14 protein-coding genes and 1 tRNA gene are annotated in these 19,686 nt (G+C 55.1%); 3 read left to right on the top strand and 12 right to left on the bottom strand.

All coding sequences use genetic code 11. The features are described 5' to 3' along the window. Window positions 1-178: 178 nt before the first annotated feature. From AC2FIP_RS10685 to AC2FIP_RS10630, 12 genes are all read right to left on the bottom strand, one after another. The gene (locus tag AC2FIP_RS10685; protein WP_142636241.1) at window positions 179-1,285 is read right to left on the bottom strand and encodes a transporter substrate-binding domain-containing protein; all 1,107 of its coding nucleotides are present in this window, start codon (window positions 1,283-1,285) and stop codon (window positions 179-181) included. A gap of 44 nt (window positions 1,286-1,329) precedes the next feature. After that, the gene (locus AC2FIP_RS10680; RefSeq protein ID WP_142636243.1) at window positions 1,330-2,571 is read right to left on the bottom strand and encodes a transporter substrate-binding domain-containing protein; all 1,242 of its coding nucleotides are present in this window, start codon (window positions 2,569-2,571) and stop codon (window positions 1,330-1,332) included. A 19-nt stretch (window positions 2,572-2,590) separates the two neighbouring features. Continuing rightward, entirely contained in the window at window positions 2,591-3,379 is a 789-nt protein-coding gene (locus tag AC2FIP_RS10675; RefSeq protein ID WP_281995081.1) for a PP2C family protein-serine/threonine phosphatase, read from the bottom strand. 3 nt (window positions 3,380-3,382) lie between these two features. Next, window positions 3,383-4,354 (bottom strand): FHA domain-containing protein, encoded by a 972-nt coding sequence (locus AC2FIP_RS10670; protein WP_496786335.1) that lies wholly within the window; start codon window positions 4,352-4,354, stop codon window positions 3,383-3,385. A gap of 202 nt (window positions 4,355-4,556) precedes the next feature. Then, window positions 4,557-6,716 (bottom strand): serine/threonine protein kinase, encoded by a 2,160-nt coding sequence (locus tag AC2FIP_RS10665; protein WP_496786333.1) that lies wholly within the window; start codon window positions 6,714-6,716, stop codon window positions 4,557-4,559. A 334-nt stretch (window positions 6,717-7,050) separates the two neighbouring features. After that, on the bottom strand, window positions 7,051-8,337 hold the full coding sequence (locus tag AC2FIP_RS10660; protein WP_496786331.1) for a dynamin family protein: 1,287 nt from the start codon (window positions 8,335-8,337) through the stop codon (window positions 7,051-7,053). Then, entirely contained in the window at window positions 8,334-10,376 is a 2,043-nt protein-coding gene (locus AC2FIP_RS10655) for a dynamin family protein (protein WP_496786329.1), read from the bottom strand. The genes AC2FIP_RS10660 and AC2FIP_RS10655 overlap by 4 nt, the downstream gene beginning before the upstream one ends. A gap of 67 nt (window positions 10,377-10,443) precedes the next feature. Continuing rightward, window positions 10,444-11,316 (bottom strand): hypothetical protein, encoded by an 873-nt coding sequence (locus AC2FIP_RS10650; RefSeq protein ID WP_496786327.1) that lies wholly within the window; start codon window positions 11,314-11,316, stop codon window positions 10,444-10,446. A 22-nt stretch (window positions 11,317-11,338) separates the two neighbouring features. Beyond that, on the bottom strand, window positions 11,339-11,740 hold the full coding sequence (locus AC2FIP_RS10645) for a hypothetical protein (protein WP_142636257.1): 402 nt from the start codon (window positions 11,738-11,740) through the stop codon (window positions 11,339-11,341). A 30-nt stretch (window positions 11,741-11,770) separates the two neighbouring features. Beyond that, the gene (locus AC2FIP_RS10640; protein ID WP_496786325.1) at window positions 11,771-13,486 is read right to left on the bottom strand and encodes a dynamin family protein; all 1,716 of its coding nucleotides are present in this window, start codon (window positions 13,484-13,486) and stop codon (window positions 11,771-11,773) included. 8 nt (window positions 13,487-13,494) lie between these two features. Beyond that, entirely contained in the window at window positions 13,495-15,507 is a 2,013-nt protein-coding gene (locus tag AC2FIP_RS10635) for a dynamin family protein (protein ID WP_496697027.1), read from the bottom strand. Between the two features lie 2 nt (window positions 15,508-15,509). Next, entirely contained in the window at window positions 15,510-15,992 is a 483-nt protein-coding gene (locus tag AC2FIP_RS10630; protein WP_246097206.1) for a hypothetical protein, read from the bottom strand. A gap of 663 nt (window positions 15,993-16,655) precedes the next feature. Here AC2FIP_RS10630 and AC2FIP_RS10625 point away from each other — a divergent pair. The 3 genes from AC2FIP_RS10625 (at window position 16,656) to AC2FIP_RS10615 (ending at window position 19,669) form a co-directional block, all read left to right on the top strand. Next, window positions 16,656-16,740, top strand: a tRNA-Leu gene (locus AC2FIP_RS10625). A gap of 404 nt (window positions 16,741-17,144) precedes the next feature. Next, window positions 17,145-18,350 (top strand): YcaO-like family protein, encoded by a 1,206-nt coding sequence (locus tag AC2FIP_RS10620; protein ID WP_496786323.1) that lies wholly within the window; start codon window positions 17,145-17,147, stop codon window positions 18,348-18,350. After that, window positions 18,347-19,669: a TfuA-like protein gene (locus tag AC2FIP_RS10615; RefSeq protein ID WP_496786321.1), complete on the top strand. Its 1,323-nt coding sequence runs from the start codon at window positions 18,347-18,349 to the stop codon at window positions 19,667-19,669. The genes AC2FIP_RS10620 and AC2FIP_RS10615 overlap by 4 nt, the downstream gene beginning before the upstream one ends. Window positions 19,670-19,686 lie beyond the last annotated feature (17 nt).

Below are 19,686 nucleotides of genomic sequence, written 5' to 3'. Positions count from 1 at the left end.
CAGATAGTGCCACCGGGACCAAGTTGTTTCGGCTTCGAAGGGAAGGTCGGCCCTTTTAGGCATCAAACCGCGGCAGCCATTATTCGGACTCTCATTCTTGTCGCAAAAATCTTTGGATCTTGAAAAAAGACAGGGCCGGTCCAAAGACCGGCCCTGCGACTGTTCATATGTATCGGTATTAGTTCGACGCGGCGTTCAGCTTTTCGTTCTGTTCACGCAGCGTGTCCGAGATGATCGCGTACCATTCGCCGGATTCACGCATTTCGTTCAGGCCCTTGTTGACCATAGCGATGTATTCACGTGCAAACGGGTTGGTGCGGTGAGCAAGGAAGCTCATCGAGGACAGCGTGGAAACATAGGGGTTTTCTACGATATCTTCCGAGGTCAGGCCCATGTCCTTCATGGTTGCGGCGAAAAGATCGACCTCGAACGCGGCCACATCGGCTGAGCCGGTCAAAACGGCATCCAGACACTCGCGGGCCGAGCTGGGGTGAACCAACGTCAGGTTATCGGAATTCAAGCCAACTTCTTCAAGTACAACCATGCTCCAGCCGTCCATACGACACAGGGTTGCACCTTTGAGGTCTTCGAAGGCCGTCGCTTGTGAGTATTCGCTTTCCGGCAGAGTGAAGAAACCGCCGACGATGTCATAGACCGGAACCGAAGCAACAAACTCGTTGCACCGGGATTCAGTCGCTGCAGACCACTCATAGGTGTGATTTGTACAATCTGGAACTGTCCAGGCGATCGAGATGTCGAATGCGCCGAGCGGCAAGAGAGTTTCCAAATGCGAAGTCCAGTCGTCGACAAAGCTGACCGAGAAATCACGGCTGTTGCCGGCACGCTGAAGACTTGTGGTCGCCAGGCGGGTCATGATCCCACCACCACTCAGACTTTCGGTCGTGAATGGCTCCCATCCGTTACCCGCTACCAGCTTGATTGGCGGGGCGTAGACGTTCGAACGTTTCACACTGGCCGCACGCTTTTCTTCTGCTGCGATCAGTTCCTGTGCTGACTGGCCATTCGGCAGACTGCCGTCTTCACAGGGCAAGGACAGAACCAATCCAGGCGCCAGCGCGTTTGGGTTGGTGATGATGTTGCGGTTGGCGTTGAAGATCGGCTGATAGTTCGAGGTGCCATAAGCCGCGATGGCGATGGTCGCCATCGTGTCACCATCCGCGACGGTATAGTTGCTACAGGCTTCCTGTGCTGCGGCAGCTCCGGCGCTCAGGGCGGTGACGGCGGTGGCCGAAATCACGACTTTCTTCAGGTTAAATTTATACATGTCCACTTCCTCCAGACTTTTTTGAGTTTAGGCCGATAAGGGCCTTAGCCATTTTCCATTTGATAACGCAGAGCGGTTGAGACGATGTCGCGCCACTCGCCTGATTGCTGCATGATCGCCAGACCCTGATTAAGCGTTTCAAGGATCGCTTCTCCATCAGGATTATCCTTGTGAGTCATGATGTTAAGAGACTTGATCGCTGCCAGGTTGGGGTTTTCTACAATGCGATGCTCGTAACCCAGCCGACCGATTGCCTCGACGGCCAGATGGGCCTCAATGGCGGCGATGTCGGCGGTTCCATCCATCAATGCATGGAAACATTCATCCGGCGAAACCGGGCGCAGCATCGTGATCGCGGGCTCGTACAGCCCCACCGCGTCCATATGCGACAGGGACCAGCCCTCGGGTCGGCAGATGGTTGCACCGGCAAAGTCCGCATATGTCAGGGTCTCTTCATAGCCCGATCCTTCGCGAGCAAAGAACGTGTCCACAACTTCATAGAACGGGTTCGAGAAATTGTAGGTTTCACAACGTGAACGGTCATTTTCAGACAGTGCATCTGCGTCGTCACAATCTGGACGCGACCACGGGAAGGTTGCGTCAAATGCCAGCGTCGGCATCAACAGATCCAGATGTGATGACCAGTCATTGACGAACTGGATCTTGTAGGACTGTTCCGGCGCTGCGCGCAACATCGCGGTTTCAACAAGATTTGTATATAGACCACGATGCGGCAGAGCTTCATCCGTGAACGGGGAATAGTTGCCGCCAGTGATCAAAATCAACTGACGATCCCGGATTTCAGGACGTTCACCGGTACCTGCATTGCGAATTAGGGCAGCACCTTCAGCACGCGCGGCCTCGATCTCATCTTTGGCCGCAGCCTTGGCGGCGATGACCGCCTCTGCTTTGGCTTCGGCCACGCGGGACTCGGCTTCGGCGATAGCTTTGGCAGCGCGATCTTCCGCAGCCTTGACAAGTTCGGCGGCCATTTCGGCGGCCATTGCTTCGGCCTCTGTCTGCGGCACGGCAGCCGCGCGCCCGATATCTTCCAAACAGGGCAGGGTCAAAACGTCGCCGACGCGGATAACATTGGGATTATTTCCGATTACATCGCGGTTTGCCTCGAAGATGATCCGAAAATCTTCGGTTGAATAGACTGCGATGGTCAGTTCCCGCAGGCTGTCGCCTCGCTGGATTTCATAGGTTGAGCATGCTTCTTGTGCCGAAGCAGCGCCCGTCGCGGCAGCTAGTGCCAGGCTGGATATGATCAGATGGAGTTTCATTGGTCCGGTTGCTTTGCCTCTAGTCGTTTCTTCTGAGTTTGATGACGCCAATCGACGTATTGTCTTGATCCGGGTCGTTCCTGGTTCTCAGTGCCCGCAACAGCGCATCCGCAATATCTTGAGCCAGCGCATCCTCGTTTTCCTCAAGAATTGCCTGAATTTCTGTGTTGCTCAGATATTGCAGCCCATCACTTCCCACGATCAGCACATCCGCGGTGCTAAGACCCAATGGTTCTTCCGGGCAATCGACCTTGGGAATTGCGGCGCCCATTATCACCGAAGTCAGTTGGTTTCGGTCGGGGTGAGACGACGCCTGGTCTGGCGTAAGGGTACCTGCAGCAACCTGAGCATCAATCATCGGAGCCATCGAATGGTCTTCGTTGATTTGGCTGAGGGTACGGTCGCGATAGAGATAAAGGGGGCTGTCGCCAATCGAAATCCAGAAGACGCGCTTTTCCAGCAGCAAAACTCCCAACATGGTTGATCCCATGTTGAAATCTTCACCCTGCTCCTCGCAGTAAGTCGAAATCGCGGCATTTGCCTGCATGGCTGCCAAGGGTAAGGCGTCGATCAGCGCAGTCTCAGCCGGAGCGTCTGCTTCAAGTTCGGTATCCAGTGCATCGCGCCAGGCTTTGACTACCAGCTCAGATGCCACTTCTCCTGCCGCATGCCCACCCATTCCGTCCGCGACGATGACATAGCCCGCATCCGCCGCGTCGAACATACGCGACGCGACCGCGTCTTCCTGCGTGTCGCGCTGACCCTGATCCAGGATCAGCGCAAGATCATATGCCGGGGTCGCCAGCATCAATTAAACATCCCGCCAATCAAAGCCGTCATCGCAGAAGGCTGCAAAACGGATTGAGGTTTCACTGATCCGGATAAGATCGCCTGTGGAGAGTGGAACCGTGCTGAGAACGGGTTTGCCGTTCAGGCGCACCAGATTGGCCTTGCCGCCGTGGCCCAGATAGCATTTGCGGTCTTCCGGGTCATAGGCAATTACCGCATGGTTGCTGCGGGAAATCCCAGTGTCGCCAAAGTCCAGCTGGATCGCCTGGTCATCATTACGCCCAATCTGCATCAGGCCTTCTGTCAGCGTAACGCTGGAACCGCGGCCGGGGCCGGAAGTTACAACAAGCCATCCTACCGGGAATGTCGCCTGCGCTGCCTCGGTCTTGGCCATAGCCACCGGCTCGGCTGTTTCCATCAAGTCCTGAACATGCGTATCCGCGCGCTCGAAGCCCAAGAAGGTGGTTTTCACACGGCTGCGTCTATCTTCTTTTGCCGCAGGAGCAGGCTGAGGTTGTGCCTCGACCTCTGGGGCAGAAGGCGCTTCTGGTTCCGGATCAACTGTCTCGACGACTACGTCTACGACCGGTTCTTCCATCGCCATTTCAGGCGCGGGATCTTCAATCGTGGCTGTCAGTTCTTCGGTTGACACATGCAGTGTCACAACCGGTTCGTCGTCCTTTGGGTCGGCATCAACTGTAACCTCGGTGGCGCTTTGCACTTCGGCGACCACTTCCTCGACGATAATCTCATCGGCAGTGGCTTGTTCTGCTTCGGAGAACTCCGGCATCTTGTCTTCTGGTAATAGTTCTTCGCTTTCATCGTAGCTATCAGCGGTAGTGTTGCCGCCTGCCAGTGCATTACGAAGTGCGTTGAAATCCGCAATCGGTTCAGCGTTATCAGACTCAGGTGCCGCGACCTCCTCGGTTTCGGTCTCTTGAGGTTTGCCGGCACCTTCGAGAAGCCGGCTAAGGGGGCTTTTATATTTAAACATGGTGTCGACACCTTTGTTTCTTGGCACAGGATCTACGTCCCATGGGGCTGCTACTCACCTCTGCACGTTCGGTACACAGGCACTGATGATTGGGAACAAAAAACTCATTTACCTTCTGCGACAGGCCGGTCCCCGTCAGAGTGATGGCTTACGCTTCACTCTCAGCAAACACACACAGGCAGATCACAATCAGACCGGATCATTACTCCTGTACCAGGGGCATAACCGCACCCGTTTCAGTACCGTTGCGCAGAACTGTAAAGCGGGCTTCGGACTGGTTTTCGGAAACAAGGAGCTTCAAAAGCGCGTCCAGCCCTTCAGGGTTGGTAATATTCTGACCGGTATGATTTTCCGAGATCAGTACATCGCCTTTGCGCAGGCTGCCTGCTGCGGGCGCGTCTGGTGCTGTGTCAACAACAGTTGCCCAGCCGTTTCCATTGCTGTTCCTGATAGTGAACACATAACCATTCTCGAGACCCAACATGCGAATGGCGGGCAGGGCCAGCAATCCGTTCTGCGCACGGGTTTTTCCGAGTTCCCGATAACGGGCAGTGATGCGGATATACCCATCCGGATCGACCTTCAGGTCATCCAAAATCTGGGCGGCAAAACTTGCATCTGCCTGGACCGGCACTCCGTTCACAGTATAAATTGACGCCCCATGCTGCACCCATTCTCCGATCACGGAAGTATCCAGCGTGGGGTCAATGCCGGTCACGACAACGACGCTGCCAGTCGAGGCGCGGCGTTTCGAAGTCTGGAACGGTATTTCCACATCCCAATGAGAATACGCAATCTGCGTTTCTGCCGGTTGGCCAGCAGCAGCGCTGATTTCTACCGGGTCAGCAGCAACAGGGGCTGCCTCGACAGGTTGCGCTTCGGCGTTTTGCGCCGTGAGGGTATCCGTCTGCTCAACAGGTTCTGCGCTTGCGACTTCTTGTTCTGGTGCTTCAGCTTCCGCAGCGGCCGGTTCTGCCGTTTCCACGACCTCTTCCGCAGCGGCCGGTGCCGCCGTTTCCACGACTTCTTCCGGCTGTTCCGAGGCTTGTGCCTCTGTCTCGGTCACTTGGACCGGCGCTGCTGTCGGTTCGGGGGTTTCTTCGCTGCCACTGAACAAAACGAATCCGCCTGCAGCCAAGGCAACCACCACCGCAGCAGCGCCTGCGATGACTTTACCGCTGCCGCCTGATCCGTTCTTGACGATCGTATCGACCGCAACCGCGGCCTCTTCTTTTTGCGCAAACTTGGCCAGATCGCCCTCGGACTTATCCTCATTACCCAGGGCAATGTCAGGGTTCCCAGCCAACAAGGCAGTAACCACCGCCTCGGCATTTTCACTTTCGGCTTTGATCCGGGCTTGCTCTTCGACTTCGTCCTTACGGTCCATCGCCACGATGACCGAGACCGGACGATAGGCGAACGAGTCAAACATGACGCCGGGACCACGGAACATCCGCAGCCAATCCAGGGCCGTTTGCAGACGATCTGTTGCGTGAACTTCCATCGCTTTGTCGACCGCTTCAAGGAACCCATCGGGATAGCCGCTGTACTGACCTGCGAGGGGCGTATAGGGATCATCCTGGCCATTGTTGAAGGCATTCAGTCGGGTTTGCCCGTCGATCGGACGTTCGCCACTGATGGCGTGATAAAGCGTCGCCGCGAGAACATAGAGGTCGCTGCTGGGTCCCTGATCTGCGCCGCGTACATAGAATTCGTGCGGGGAATAGCCGTCTTTGATAACGCGCAAAGTCAACAGGGCAGCAGATTGATTGGCCGCCTGTTCGCGCGCGGCACCAAAGTCGATGAGGACCGGGTCTCCGTTTTGGTCAATCAGAATATTGTCCGGTGAGATATCGCGATGCAGCATTCCGCTTTGGTGGATGAACGAAACGGCCGACAGCATTTTCTCGGTAACTTGGACAATGAAATCCGGGCCAGCGTCGTTTTCGGGGTTCTCGGAATAATCCAGAAGATCGCAACCCCGGATCAGGTCCATTGCGATATACGCCGTATCGTTGTCTTCAAAGACCTGATGTACGTCAACGATATTGGGATGAACCAGTCGGGCGTGATTGCGCGCTTCCTGAATGAACAGATCGATGATCGCGCGCAGATCTTCTTTGTGGTCGGGATTGATGGGTTCAACCGCGTCACCATTCCGACGGCACAGAGCGCCTGGATAGCACTCTTTGATCACGACATCGCGTTCTAGGCTGTCGCGGGCCAGGTAGGTAATCCCAAACCCGCCATTGCTGAGGAAACGAAGGATCTCATACTGCCCGCGCAACAGCTTTGCGCCAGGTTCAAGTCCCTCAATCTTAGGTTCGTCGTGCGTTGCACCGACAGCCTGGTTATGGCTCATTTCATTCCGCCCGTTCTAATCGTTTTGCGGCAAAAAACCTGGGCAAATAGCCCGCAAACACACAACCAAAAACAACCGCAGGACACTCAAGTCGGTTAGACGATTCAAATTTGACTTTATTGGGGCCGCCTGATGGCTTCACTAAGGATCGTTTTTGCGATTGATCTATATGTTGTGTTTAATTGACAGTTTATACTACATATAGAAATATATTGTGAAAAAATCGAAAGCTAAAAACAAATTCTTAAGGATTGGTCTACAAATTCGAAACAATAGATTCGTAGGAATCGCTTCTACGATTCGCGGAATTGCCGCTCAGCCTTGAGCGAAAATTTCAGGTTCCGGTCTTTGGTTGTGCCGATTCAACCCGGCTGCCGGCCCAAGCAAGGTTGTCACTCAGCTGTGCCAGAATGCTAATCGCATCCTTCAGTGGCGCAACGCCGCTTTCGAACTGAAGCAAAAGCAACAAGTCCGTGGCCTTTTCGAACTCACCCGGAATCCAATCCGCTGTCGGGTCAATCTCGCCATCGTTTTCCAGGCGCTCGGCAAAGTCCTCAACGATTTCCTGACAGCTTTGCAGGAAAGCCGCTGGCTCCATATTTGAGGTTTCCCGCAGGTCTTCATAGATACTTGCAATCGCGGCAAGCCAGTCTTCCAGGATCGGATTGTCGATAGGGGGTAGCACGTTTTCCAGCGTGGTCTGCATAGAGGGCGCGTCGAGGGCGGCTATGTCCGGCACCTGAACGTCAATCGATTTCAGATAGGGCAGAAAGTGCTGTTCCAGATCTTCGCGCGCCGAACTCAGGTCTGCCTGTCGCCGGCTCGAAGCAATATCAAGCACCTGCTCGGCCAGCCCCTGTCCACCGCAGGTTTCCCAAAGGGCGAAATCCGGTTCTGGCTCTTGCGCCATGGCACGGACAGCCACTGGGGTGCCGATCGGCACAACCGAGCGGAACATATTGCGCTTTTCTTTGTTCAAGCGAGCCAACACCCGGTCAAGCGCGTCGCGTACCGGAGGCAAATCTGTATGTGTCACAGCCAATATGCTGTTTGCTCGCAACTCTTCCGGAACCTTAGCCCAAAGATGGCGTTCCGTTTCCCGCCATGCATTTGTGCCGTTGGTGCACCAGATCGCGCAATCAACAAATTTAAGCAGATCGAGCGTCGGTTTATAGGTATCATCCAAAGCGCCTGACCCAGGCAGATCGTAGAGCGATATCTCTTGCAGGGCAGGGGTGTTCAATCCAACAGAGATAAAGTCGGGTTCGTCTTTGGCGGCTTTTTCAAGTGCAATTCCGGAATAGACCTTAGGTTCCCGGTCCCACCACCCGACAGTTGTTTCGGGGGTTTCGGAATATGCCACAATAACGAGCGGCAGTTTCAGATGCTGCGGCCCGGTAGGCAGAATATCTGCCCCGGCCAGCATGTTGGCCAGGCTGGATTTTCCCGCCCCAAATTCTCCGGCGAATCCAATATTGACCGCGTTTGACAAGCGTTCGGCATGCGCCAAGGCACGGGCGCGCATATCTTCGAGCGCCACGTCGCTCGGCAGGCTTTCGGTCGCGGTCAGAAAGCGCTCGAGCTGCCTCACTTCCTTGTCGGTTCCGGGAAATTCGATCATTCCGCTGCCTCTGCTAGTCTTTCATCTGATTGATGCTGGCTGAATAGGGTGCCCAGCTCGTCAGAAATATGTTGTGCGTGGTTGAAGGCGGCTTGCGCCTCGGCCCGGGCATTTGTTTCGCCGGTTCCGGCACGATGTTCAAGATGTGTGGCGAGCAGGGCCAGATAATGGTCCAGCACGGTATTGAGCCGCTCGGTCAAATCACCGCGGGCGGTATCCACCAGATCATCTCCGATCATCTCAAACTCCTGAACGATCATGCGTTCGGCACGGGACACGACACTTTTACGCGAAATCAGCCGGGACAACCAGTTTACCCGAAGTTCGACAGTGATGCCACGGGTCAAAGCGGACGTGTCCGGACGGAACCAGCGAACTGCGCTGGTATTCATCCGGTTGTCGGTTGCGTCCTGCCAGCCGGGCAGAGCCCGCAGCGTGGCATTGCTTTGCATGTCGATTGCGTAGAGTTCGCTCAGCATTCTTTGGCGGACAACTTGGGTGGCCCCCTGAACAAGTTCGCGCATGCGGTCACGCAGCGGAGTGAAATTCAGCTCGGTTTCTCCGGTTTTCGACAACAGCGGAGAATCTCCGTTCGGGCCGCGAACAACGCCCGACACGGCCTCGGCCACGGTGTCATCCATTACGCCTCTCAGGTTGGCCAAGACGTCATCCATTTCGTCAATGATCTTGGTGGTCTTGTCGCTGACCGAGTTCCGCAGATCGGCCAATATCCTGTTGTTTTCACCAGCGTCTTCTGCCGAGGTTGTGGTGTCGTTCTCGATCGCGCGCAGATGCGCTTTGGACCGGTCCAATTCACCTTGGGCAAAGCTGTTGAGATGCTGCCAGGCCATACGCAGTTGTTCATCGCGCGGGCCTTCTGTCAGCGCTCGGGTCACATGCCGGCGCAGATCGGGCAACCCGGAGGCGATCATAGCGGCAAAGCGCAAAACACCTTCGCGGCTGATCGGGCCGGGGCCTTGTTTGATCTCTTCGACACCGTCCAGATATTGCTTCATCTGATCGGGGTGCGCGCGCAGCCAGGCCAGGACATCGTCGTGATTGATACCGGCTTCGTCACCGGTCAGGGCGTAATGCGCCCATTGGGCACTGCCGGTCAGCACGTCAATGTTCGAGTTCCCAAGCGCCTTCTCAAGCCCGTCCAGAACATCGGCCCGCACCTTGAACGCATCTTCGGCACCATTTCCCAATTCGTCCACGCGGTTGATAAAAACCACGATCTGGCCCAGCTCCAGCGCTTGCATTAGGCGGAACAGTTTCAAGTCCGCCCGAGAAAGCGCCTGATGCGCCGACAGGACAACCACAAAAAAGTCGGACTCTTTGAGGTATTGACGAGAGATCTCTTCGCGGATCAGCAGAGGGTCATTTACACCGGGTGTATCGGTGACCGTAAGCGGAAATGGGAAATGTCCGATGTCAAAATAGACCTCGGCCTTTCGGGTGATGTCGCTGTAAAGGCCCCGGTCCGATGCCGGATCATGTGTCCCACCCTCGGTCGGGTCATCGCCTGCGCAAACATAACGTGCCAAATCATCCGAATTCAGGTCTTCCAGATCATGATGTTGGCCCAGCAGCTGTTCATAGCTATCGCCCAGCCGAAGCTTGGCGCGGGTCTTCATTGCGTCGACCTGTTCTTCGATCATCTCGCGCTTATAACTGTCCTCGTCATCGGGGAACATGTTGCGCAGCTCTTCGCCTTCGGCAATCAGGGACTGCCACTGACGGTTGTCGAAGAAATGGAACTCGGCACCTTGCGTCCGGCCCGACGGGTGGCCGAAATGCATATCAGTGATTACGGTTGTCCAAGGGTTCACATCCGACGGCAGATATTCGGCCTGTCCGGTAAAACCATTGATCAGTCGGGATTTGCCGGCCTTGATCTGACCAACAAAAGCAATCGAGGGCTTCAGGTTCGAAAGATCACCAATGATCCGAGAGATAAACTGCCCGGTTTCGTCATTGCTGACGCCTTTCATCTCGTTGGCTATACGAAGTAACTCGCGACGATTATTCTCACTCATAACACATACCCTGACTACTTAATTTCACGGATCGAATTCGTTGAAAAATTGAACTGTTGGCACCGGATCATTTTTCCGATCCCGTAACTGATTTCCAAAGGTTTACGACGGCTCCCAGTTTGCGCGCTTCATGAATGGCCAGCGCAAATTGTGACCCGTCATGCAGAACGGCAAGCGCATCCCCTTTGCCCCCTGAAGGCCGCATTACAATCAGCTGAGGATGATCCAGCGCGGTGGCGGCGTCACCGTCCCACCCAACAAGATCCTGTGTAAACTGACGAAGCAGATCCTGATCGGCGTGCATGGGTTGCCCGACGTCGCATACTCCTTCGAGCCGCGATATGGCTGCACCGTCTAAGGTGACTTCGGCGCGTCCCAATGCGAACCGTTCAGCGCCGTCAAAAAACGCGCTGGCAATGGTTCCGGCTGTCGCCCCGGCGGCGGGCGCTGGAATATCTGTTTCTTGCGGAGCAGGCGTGTCGGGAACCAAAGAAACGACCGTCTCGGGCGGCAGCTCGATGGTGCCGCAAGCCTTTGCAATCTCGCTGAAAGTCACACCGACATCATCAACCTCAAGCGCTGTGTCCGGCTGCAGAGAAAGCAGCTCCAACGGGGCAGGGGCTGCTGCAATATCGGACACCAATTCGGCCAAGCGAGTCGCAAGCTCTTCACGCGGAGTAGTTTCAAAATCCGGTATCATGCCCGAGCGAACCCGGAAAACATCAGTTACCCGCGAGCTGTTGACCTCCATTGCCAGACAATCGCCATTGGCCGCGGTAAATTCCAGCCGACGCGGCAAAATGGTTCCGCGAATTGTACGCAGGATCTTTTCACGACGAATCTCAGTCGTCTCAGCCGCTAATGTAACCGTCGGATTCAAACGGGCGACCGACAACCGCCCGATGTCTTCGAGCATGTCCAGTATGTCAGTATCCATCATGCCGTGACCCCCTCTGGTCCCGTTATACAGCGGCCGTAACCGGCCCCAGGCTTATGTGCGATTTAGTAAGCGCCAGCCCCACATTGGCACTGTCGCGACAGATGTAGCAGACAACATGGTCCGGGTAGTCCGGGGTCCGCAGGAAAATATTCAGCCGATCCTTTGAAAACACTGCGATTTCGCCAAACCCAGGATTTTCCGTATCGTCGGCGTCGGTCGAACGCAGCAGATTCTCAAACGCGATCACACCGCGCCCCTGAAAAAGGTTGGCCACCGCTATGGCCAGAGTGTCCAAGGCTTCGGCACTTTCCGAGTCTGTGACATGGGTGCCTAGCAACATACCTGTCTTCATGTCGACATACCCGGCTGCTATGCAGTCGGGTATGGTCGCCATCGCATCGTTTAATGCTGTTTCGATAGACATCAGTTGCCCTGTCTCCTAGGTTTCTCACCGCTAAAGTACATGTCGTTCAACACCCGTGTCTTCAGAGGTATTGGCCATGGGCCTTACCGCGTTATCTGATTTTCGCGCATTGTGTTCGGCCGTGATTTGGTCAAACTCCTCAAGAAATGCTTGAAATACCTTCTTCAACGCTTCTGGGTTGGTGGGCATGTCTTCGCCATCCGTGACCTCGCGCCACATCGCCGCCGCGCTAAGCGGGGTGTCGACGGACACGTTCACAATGTCTTCAAACGAGCCCGCGATTTCCGGTCTGCTCTCTGGCAGGGCGACAACCTGAGTGTTCACCAGGCCATTGGTTTCCGGCTCTGGTTCGAACTCATCCTCGGCATCATCCGATTGTTCTGCCATCAACGCTGTGATCGAGGATACGGAAAGTTCGACCGGGGTTTCTCCCGGCTCTGCCTGAATGGTCTCTTCGGGCTCCGGAACATCTGTAAGCTGGTCCTCCAAAGAGGCCATGAATGTGTCAGCTTCGTCTTCGTCACTGAACAGATTTTCTTCTTCAGCAACTTCGACTTCCGCAGAAAGTGGCTGAACTTCCACAAAGTCAGTTTCATCAATGATGGATACGGCCTGTGGGTCTGCTTCATCATCCTCGGTAGGAGCAACGGACAGATCGGCAACGTCCGAGTCCTCGGGAGTGGTCTCCCGGAAGAACGCCCGCAATTCGTCTTCTTTTTCTTCTTTTACGATCTCGGCGCCCGAGGTCATGTCGGCGCGCAGACGTTCGGCCTCTTGTGGGTCAATGCGCGGGGCACGTTCAACCTCATCGGGGCGCAGTTCGACCCGGGCAGGGCGCACGGGGAATTGTGTCACCACCTCGGGCTCTGTTCCCTCATGCAGCGGATTTACCAGCTTCAGCGGAGCGGTTCCCTGTACATTCGAGAAATTGCGCCGCGGGCGCAGCGGGTGTACCTGAGGAGCATCGGACAAGCTGGTGTCAATTTGATAACGCGCCAGCTGATGAGCGCGGCTGTCCATGATCAGTTCTGTGATTTCCAGGAAGCTGTCGACCATCTTGCCACCGCCACTGCGGGTCCACAATTCGGCGTCCCCACTTTTGTCGCGGGCCATGATGGCATCACGTGCTGAAAACAGGATCGAACGGTTGAACAGGTGACCTGCTTCGCGGTTCACACGACGAAGGACCTTTTGGCGATCCTTGACATCCAAAACGTCTGCACGTGTGACCAGCAACAATGAATTATGTTGCAACCGTTCGGGCAGGGAAACCCAGGTTGCCCGTTCCGTTTCGCGCCATGCCTGCGTGGCGTGCGTACACCAAATAACGCCATTTGCCTGACCGACAGCCCGTCGCCAGACATCAGTAGAAATCTTGGGGTCGGAAATACCCGGGGTGTCAATCAGGTCGACGGCTTCCAGGATGTCGGATTCCAGAAATATGCGAATAAACTGGGCATCATTCACCCCGACTTGTTCCAGCTGGTCCAGGTCAATGTTTTCGCGAGTTCCGTCAGGGCGTTGTACATAGGCCGACCTTCTACCCCAACTGAACCAAACTGGTGGCAGCTGTGTGGCTGTAACCTGTGTAGGCAGTGCCTCCGAGCGCAGTAGAAAGTTCATCAAGGTTGATTTGCCGGCGCTGAATTCCCCCATAAGTGCGAAAACAGGTTTCCTGCGGGACCATTTCTCGATGCGTTCCCATGCTTTTGAAGAGACGAAGCGGGTTTGTGAATCTTTTGCCATATCGCTACTTATGCTGCCTCGTTACTAAGATCTTTCAGGATATCGCCGAGGATATCGTCGCGGGATTTCTGAGGGGCCAGCCCCTCCATCAGCGCTGCACTGCGAACGGGGTCCTTTTCGGCCGAGGCCGAAATGTTCAACAGAGTCTCCTTTTGCTCGCGCATAAAGTCGGAAAGGGCGGCGCGGACATTTTCAAGAACTGCTGCAATCTGGTTTTCTTCGATATCCTTGGTGATCGAATTCGCCTCTGATGTGATCAGGCGCGTATAATCCGCCGCATAGGCCTCGAAACCATTGCGGCGTTGCCACCAGCGGCGCCACCATGTGCTTTGCAAGTCCAGGGCAATCGTGCGTCCGATACCCAGTGGAGGTGGTACCCGCGGGACGATTGGTGCCTCGATGCTGAACTCTCCCAGATGGTTGCCCAGCAAGCTTTGATACAACGCTTCGATGTCAGCGGCTGCCGCTGAATACAACGCACCAACTTCTTTGCGCATAGACCGGGCAAAGCTAAAATAGGCCGCTTTTTGCAAGGTCCGCAGCCCGGCAGGATCGTACTGCCACGTTCCTTGCTCGCCATTTTGCTCAAGATGCGCGATCAGAGAATCGGTGGCACGTTTAACAAAGTTGGCTTCGGCCGAGTTCAGACGCTCAAGCACTTTCGCGCGCAAGGAAGCTGTAAGCTCAGTGGCCTTCTTTTCATATTCTGCGTTGACCTCGGCCACGGCGTCTTCGGGTGCTACCCCGTTCAGCTCTCGCACGATCCCTTCGCTGTCGGATAGTTTTTTGGCCACGGCGGTCGCCCGGATCTGACTGGCGATGTTGCGCGCCCGGTGGCGTACACGGTCCAGAAGTCGAGTTCCTGCGCCTTCGGCAATGCGTTCATTCATCGCCAGCAATAGGTCGGGCAAACCGGACAACGCCCAAATCTTGTCCAGTGACGGGGCTTGATCCCCAAACCCGGCCGCCAGATAGAACGTGTTAAGGGCTTTCCGGGATTCCTCGGACAGAATATCGGGATTGCCAGTTATCGCGGCCTCGGCCCACAGGGCGCTGCCGAACACGACACTTGCCTTGGTGTCGATATTGTTCTGTTTCAGCGTGTCCAGAATCCGATCCCGAATCTCAGGAACCTGAGTGACCGGATCTGCAAGTTCGTCAATTCGGTTAACAAACAGGATAATCTGACGATTTTCGAACTGAGCGATGATCCGCATCAGCGCCATGTCCATTGTGGTCAGAGCCTGACTGGCTGCAAGAACCACAATGCAGACTTCGGACCCGCGCAGGCTGCGCAGGGTGATCTGTTCACGCACCATAAACGTATCGTTTACACCCGGTGTGTCGCACAGCTTGAGGGAAATCGGGTACTGGGGGATGTCCATGTACAGCTCAGCCGACTTTGTCACATCCGCAAAACGACCGGTCTTGGGGTTGATGTCCGGGTCGTCTTCATCACCCAGACACACATACCTTTGGATCAGTTCCTCATCGAAATAGTCGTATTGATGGCTTTGCCCCAGAATCAGGTCGAAATGCTTACCCAGTCGTTCCTCGGACTTAGCTTTCATTTCGCCGATCTGACGGCGGATATCGTCCATTTCATCGTCGGCGCCGGCCCGATTGGCCAGCTCTCCCAGCCGGCCGCCGCCAACCATCAGATTGTCCCATTCCTCTTGTTCGAAGAAAGTGAACCGGGATTTTGTATCACCCTGGGTTCTGGTGTTGATGTTCAGCGTGGTAACCACAGAGGTCCAGGGGTTCACATCCGAAGGCAGCAGGGCAGGGCGTGCGGACAGAATGTTCACAAGCGAAGATTTTCCCGCCTTGACCTGACCGACCAGCGTGACGCTGGCAGTAAAATTCTCCATGCGTGTCTTGAGCGTCGCAAGACGTGCCGAGGAGCGCGCGTCCGCCACCTCTGTCAGTTGGTCAATCTGTGTCGTCAATGCCGACATGGCCGAAGTCATTGGGGTCAGCGCTTCGTTTCCAACAGACAAAAGATGATCGTTACGCGCCATGGTTAGCCTCCGGTTCCTGTAGCGGCGATATGAGGTTCGATCTGCCCGTGTGGTGCGCTGGTCAGCGTATCAATCCGGGCGATCAGGTTCAGGGCGTTGCCCAAAATTGCGGCTTCGGCGCTTGGTGTGATCGATTCATATGCGCGGGCATCGGCCAGCACTTCGATCGAGCTGAAGCAGTCGCTATTTTCCAGGCACGCAACACTGCGCCCTGTTGGGAAACCCTGGGATTTGACCTCGGGCAGGGGCATTCGGGAATTGGCAAGCAAATAATGCCCGCCAGAATGCGTACGCAGCGAGATGCCAAACCCGGTATTCGGGTGTTCGCGATTCAGGGTTTTGAGTTCACCAAGAAAACTTTCGCGTGCAAGACCAATCGCGTCTTGCTCGGCAGATGCAGAGTTCATCATGTTGGTCACGGTAAAGACCCTTGTACTGGAGTTGAGCGAACGAACTGGTAAGACGCCCGAAGGCAAAAGACTCATTAACTCCTTTCCACCCATCAACTACTGGCAAGGCGGTCTTATTTTGACGCGAATAAGATTTTTTGGCGTTTGAATTGTGGCGCAAGTATGGCTGCGGACTTGCCCGGGCCCACTACTAAACTAAAAAGCGTATAAAAATATGAGCATATCGGCTGATGTTCACAGCCTGCCAAATTTGATAGCTGGTCTCCAAATGGGGTGTAACTATTTATTAAATTATAGTTTTACATACATGTGGTCAGCTCCATATTTGGCAAAATCTTGTCATGGGACAGAATCCATCGCCCAAACAAAGTGCGCTTTCGGGAAAGGCAACAACAACACGGCACAACGTGAGGGTGTTTAAATTTGGCAGGTTCATCAATGGTGAATTTTAACAGGACGCTATGTTTCACAAAGTCTTTTTTGGGTCTGCCTGGTCTACGAGATTTCTGTTTTAGGCGGCGTCAGGCAAAGCTTGGTCAGCTGCAAGCCCATTGGCCTTTCCGGTCGGTGTGGTCGTGCGGTCTTTCATATGTTTTCGGGTTGTGTGGTGCCTCTGAGCAGAGGTTGGGTTTGTTCTGAAACGGGCATCAATATTCTTCGTGTAAACTACAATTTCCCTCTCGCACTCGTTCAAAAGCTTTGCTATTGAGCGGCATTCCGGCAGCTGCTGCTGGTCGTGCGGGTGTGGCGAAATTGGTAGACGCACCAGATTTAGGTTCTGGCGCCGCAAGGCGTGGGGGTTCAAGTCCCTCCACCCGCACCATAGTTCAGTGTATTGCATTGATTATATTTTATAAATTAGACTCAATAGAGCAACTTTCCCGATTGCCTTGGGACCTTCGCACGAAAGAAGGCGCGCTTCTGACAGCTTTTCGAGACATTTTGGGTTTCCGGTCTCGAAATAAATGTCGCAGAATGAAGATTATGTTAAAATAATGCGGCATCCTTTGAATATCGTTGCTGCAATTCGATTCTAGGTGCTGGCTGCTGGACACAGTTGGTTCAGCCCGCGCTTATCATTGTCCAGCAAGTAGATTGTCGTGTTGAGACAATTATGGGCGGCAGAGTTGACCCCTATGAAATCATCCCCCATCCTGAGCTGATCCGGTCACCGGCATGTATTTTCGCCTGCTGGCCAATTTCTTTTGTTTTTGGCAAGGTTGCATCATGTCTGACGTATCGGAAAAGCAATATGTGCTTGATACTCATCGCCTGCGAAGCCCCAGCCAAACATTGGAAATCGTAGCGCCCTATCTGCGTGAAATGGGCATTACTCGAATTGCGAACTTAACCGGCCTGGATCGTATCGGATTGCCCACGGTCATGGTTGCGCGCCCGAATTCCCGATCGGTTTCGGTGTCGCTCGGCAAGGGATTGTCAGTCCCGGCCGCGCAAGCGTCGGGGGTTATGGAAGCGATCGAAAGCTGGCACGCGGAACGGGTAACGGCGCCTCAGCGTCTGGCACGATTTACCGATATAGCGCGCGATGCGCCGGTGGTGGATGTTGATAAGCTACCTCGGGTAACTGGTGGCCGATTTGATCCTGATGCGAACAGATTGTGGGTAGAGGGTCGGGATTTGAATTCCGCTTGCGCCCGTTGGGTTCCAATGGAGATGGTCGATACCGATTATACGTCTTTGCCGATGGGTGGGCAGGTAGCCTTTCCCAGAACGACAAATGGTTTGGCATCCGGCAACAACCTGTTTGAAGCCAGTTGCCATGCGATCTTTGAACTCATCGAACGCGATGCCACCACACTGTGGCAATTTCAGTCCGCGCCAGCACGGATCCACCCAGACACTATCGATGATGACAGGTGCAAGGACGCAATAAGCATGATTGAGGCGGCGGGCCTGAACCTGGGCATCTGGGACACCACCTCGGACATCGGAATCGCCTGTTTCCGATGTACGATCAGCGAGCCGGACGGGCAGAACGGCCACATCGGTATTGGTGATGGCTGCCATCCAGATCGCGCCATTGCTTTGTTGCGGGCCCTGACCGAAGCGGCACAAACCCGCCTCACCTATATCTCTGGCGCGCGTGATGATCTGGACCCAGAAGAGTTTACTGACCAGGCGCAGACCGAAAGATGTGCCTATATTCGCAATCAGATTGACAGCTCGGACGCTACGCAGGATTTTTCGAATACTCCGACATATGCCACCGGATCATTCCAAGAGGATTTGAACTTGCTGACTACCCGCCTCGAAACTGTAGGTATTTCGCAGGTGATCACGGTCGATCTATCGCGCCCGGAATATGAGATCGCCGTTGTCCGAGCTGTCATACCGGGGCTTGAAGCGCCTCATGACGACCCCGATTATATCGCCGGGGAACGCGCGCAGCGTGTAATGGAAACATACGGATGAGTGTCGTTATTTTTGTGGGCCCGACGTTGACTGCCGATGCTGTGGCCCAATGTTTGGACCCTGTGATCTTGCCCCCGGTCCGGCAGGGGGACGTATATCGCGTGGCACGTGATCGTCCGCGTGCGATCGGGATAATAGACGGCTTTTTTGAGGGCGTCCCGTCGGTCTGGCACAAAGAGATTCTTTGGGCGATGGATCAGGGAATCCCCGTTTATGGCAGTGCCAGCATGGGTGCTTTGCGCGCGGCAGAGTTGGCTGATTTCGGTATGATCGGCGTGGGTCGAATCTTTGAGGATTTCTACAGCCAAACCCTGCAGGATGACGACGAAGTTGCGGTCCTGCACAGCCCGGCAGAATTGGGCTATTTGCCATTGAGCGAGCCCATGGTCTCGGTCCGAGCAACGGTTGAGGAGGCGCAAAATCTAGGCATGTTGGTCGATGAACGTGCCGCAGAGGTTCTGCGGATTGCCAAAGGCATGAACTATCGTCAGCGCAGTTGGCCCAACATTATTGACGCGTTGAACGGGCTTTCTGATATCCAGAGTTTTGTGGACTGGCTGCCAAACGGCAAGGTCGATGCAAAAGCGCGTGATGCCGTTGAGATGCTTGGGCGTATGGCCGAAGATCTGGCAAACGACCTTCCCTTCCCGGCGACGCAGCAACTGACCGAAAAAACGCTGATGTGGAAAGGGCTGCGTGCCCGAGTGGATGCCGATCAGAAGGCCGATCAGGCGGTTATCGACGAAGTCAGGCTGAACCCGGACATGTATACGCGGCTGCGTGAACGGGCCGCGCTGACACTGCTGGCGCGGGAAGAGGCTGATCGGCGGGATGAAGAGCCTGACCGCCCTGCCCTGATGGCACAAATGGATGCGCACCGGCAAAAAGCCGGCCTGTCGCGCCGCGCCGCTTTGATGGCATGGCTGGACGAGAATGATCTGAGTGTCGAGGAATACGAGGCGATGCTGGCCGATGCCGCTCGGGTGCATGGCCACATTACCTCTCGGGCTTCGGTCCTTGACTCATCGCTTTTGCGCGAGTTGCGCCGTGACGGGAGCTATGCCGAATTGCGGGATCGTGCCCATCGCAAGGCACAAAGGGGAGCTGAATCAATGACTGCCCGAGGCGGTCCCGCAAGCGGGCGCCTACCTATGGTTATGTGGTATTTTGAAACACAGCTTGACCAACCAGTGCCGGATGATCTTGAATCATATGCAGTTTCACTTGGATTGGCCGGGCGGGAAGCATTTTTTGATTTGATAGAAGCAGAGTATTTGTTTTGTCACGCGGATGCCGGATTAAATAGTACCGTTGACTAGCCGCCCAAGGCGGATCC

Source organism: Ruegeria sp. CDSB114 (assembly GCF_059611025.1).
Note: the sequence above shows the minus strand (reverse complement) of the source record. Positions and strands in the feature narration are given on the sequence as shown.

Excerpts from the sequence above, each read along its gene's own strand:
- AC2FIP_RS10615 (WP_496786321.1), top strand. The coding sequence starts at position 18,347 with ATGAGTGTCGTTATTTTTGTGGGCCCGACGTTGACTGCCGATGCTGTG.
- AC2FIP_RS10665 (WP_496786333.1), bottom strand. The coding sequence starts at position 6,716 with ATGAGCCATAACCAGGCTGTCGGTGCAACGCACGACGAACCTAAGATT.
- AC2FIP_RS10680 (WP_142636243.1), bottom strand. The coding sequence starts at position 2,571 with ATGAAACTCCATCTGATCATATCCAGCCTGGCACTAGCTGCCGCGACG.
- AC2FIP_RS10630 (WP_246097206.1), bottom strand. The coding sequence starts at position 15,992 with ATGAGTCTTTTGCCTTCGGGCGTCTTACCAGTTCGTTCGCTCAACTCC.
- AC2FIP_RS10670 (WP_496786335.1), bottom strand. The coding sequence starts at position 4,354 with ATGTTTAAATATAAAAGCCCCCTTAGCCGGCTTCTCGAAGGTGCCGGC.
- AC2FIP_RS10640 (WP_496786325.1), bottom strand. The coding sequence starts at position 13,486 with ATGGCAAAAGATTCACAAACCCGCTTCGTCTCTTCAAAAGCATGGGAA.
- AC2FIP_RS10645 (WP_142636257.1), bottom strand. The coding sequence starts at position 11,740 with ATGTCTATCGAAACAGCATTAAACGATGCGATGGCGACCATACCCGAC.
- AC2FIP_RS10635 (WP_496697027.1), bottom strand. The coding sequence starts at position 15,507 with ATGGCGCGTAACGATCATCTTTTGTCTGTTGGAAACGAAGCGCTGACC.
- AC2FIP_RS10660 (WP_496786331.1), bottom strand. The coding sequence starts at position 8,337 with ATGATCGAATTTCCCGGAACCGACAAGGAAGTGAGGCAGCTCGAGCGC.
- AC2FIP_RS10675 (WP_281995081.1), bottom strand. The coding sequence starts at position 3,379 with ATGCTGGCGACCCCGGCATATGATCTTGCGCTGATCCTGGATCAGGGT.
- AC2FIP_RS10685 (WP_142636241.1), bottom strand. The coding sequence starts at position 1,285 with ATGTATAAATTTAACCTGAAGAAAGTCGTGATTTCGGCCACCGCCGTC.
- AC2FIP_RS10620 (WP_496786323.1), top strand. The coding sequence starts at position 17,145 with ATGTCTGACGTATCGGAAAAGCAATATGTGCTTGATACTCATCGCCTG.
- AC2FIP_RS10655 (WP_496786329.1), bottom strand. The coding sequence starts at position 10,376 with ATGAGTGAGAATAATCGTCGCGAGTTACTTCGTATAGCCAACGAGATG.
- AC2FIP_RS10650 (WP_496786327.1), bottom strand. The coding sequence starts at position 11,316 with ATGATGGATACTGACATACTGGACATGCTCGAAGACATCGGGCGGTTG.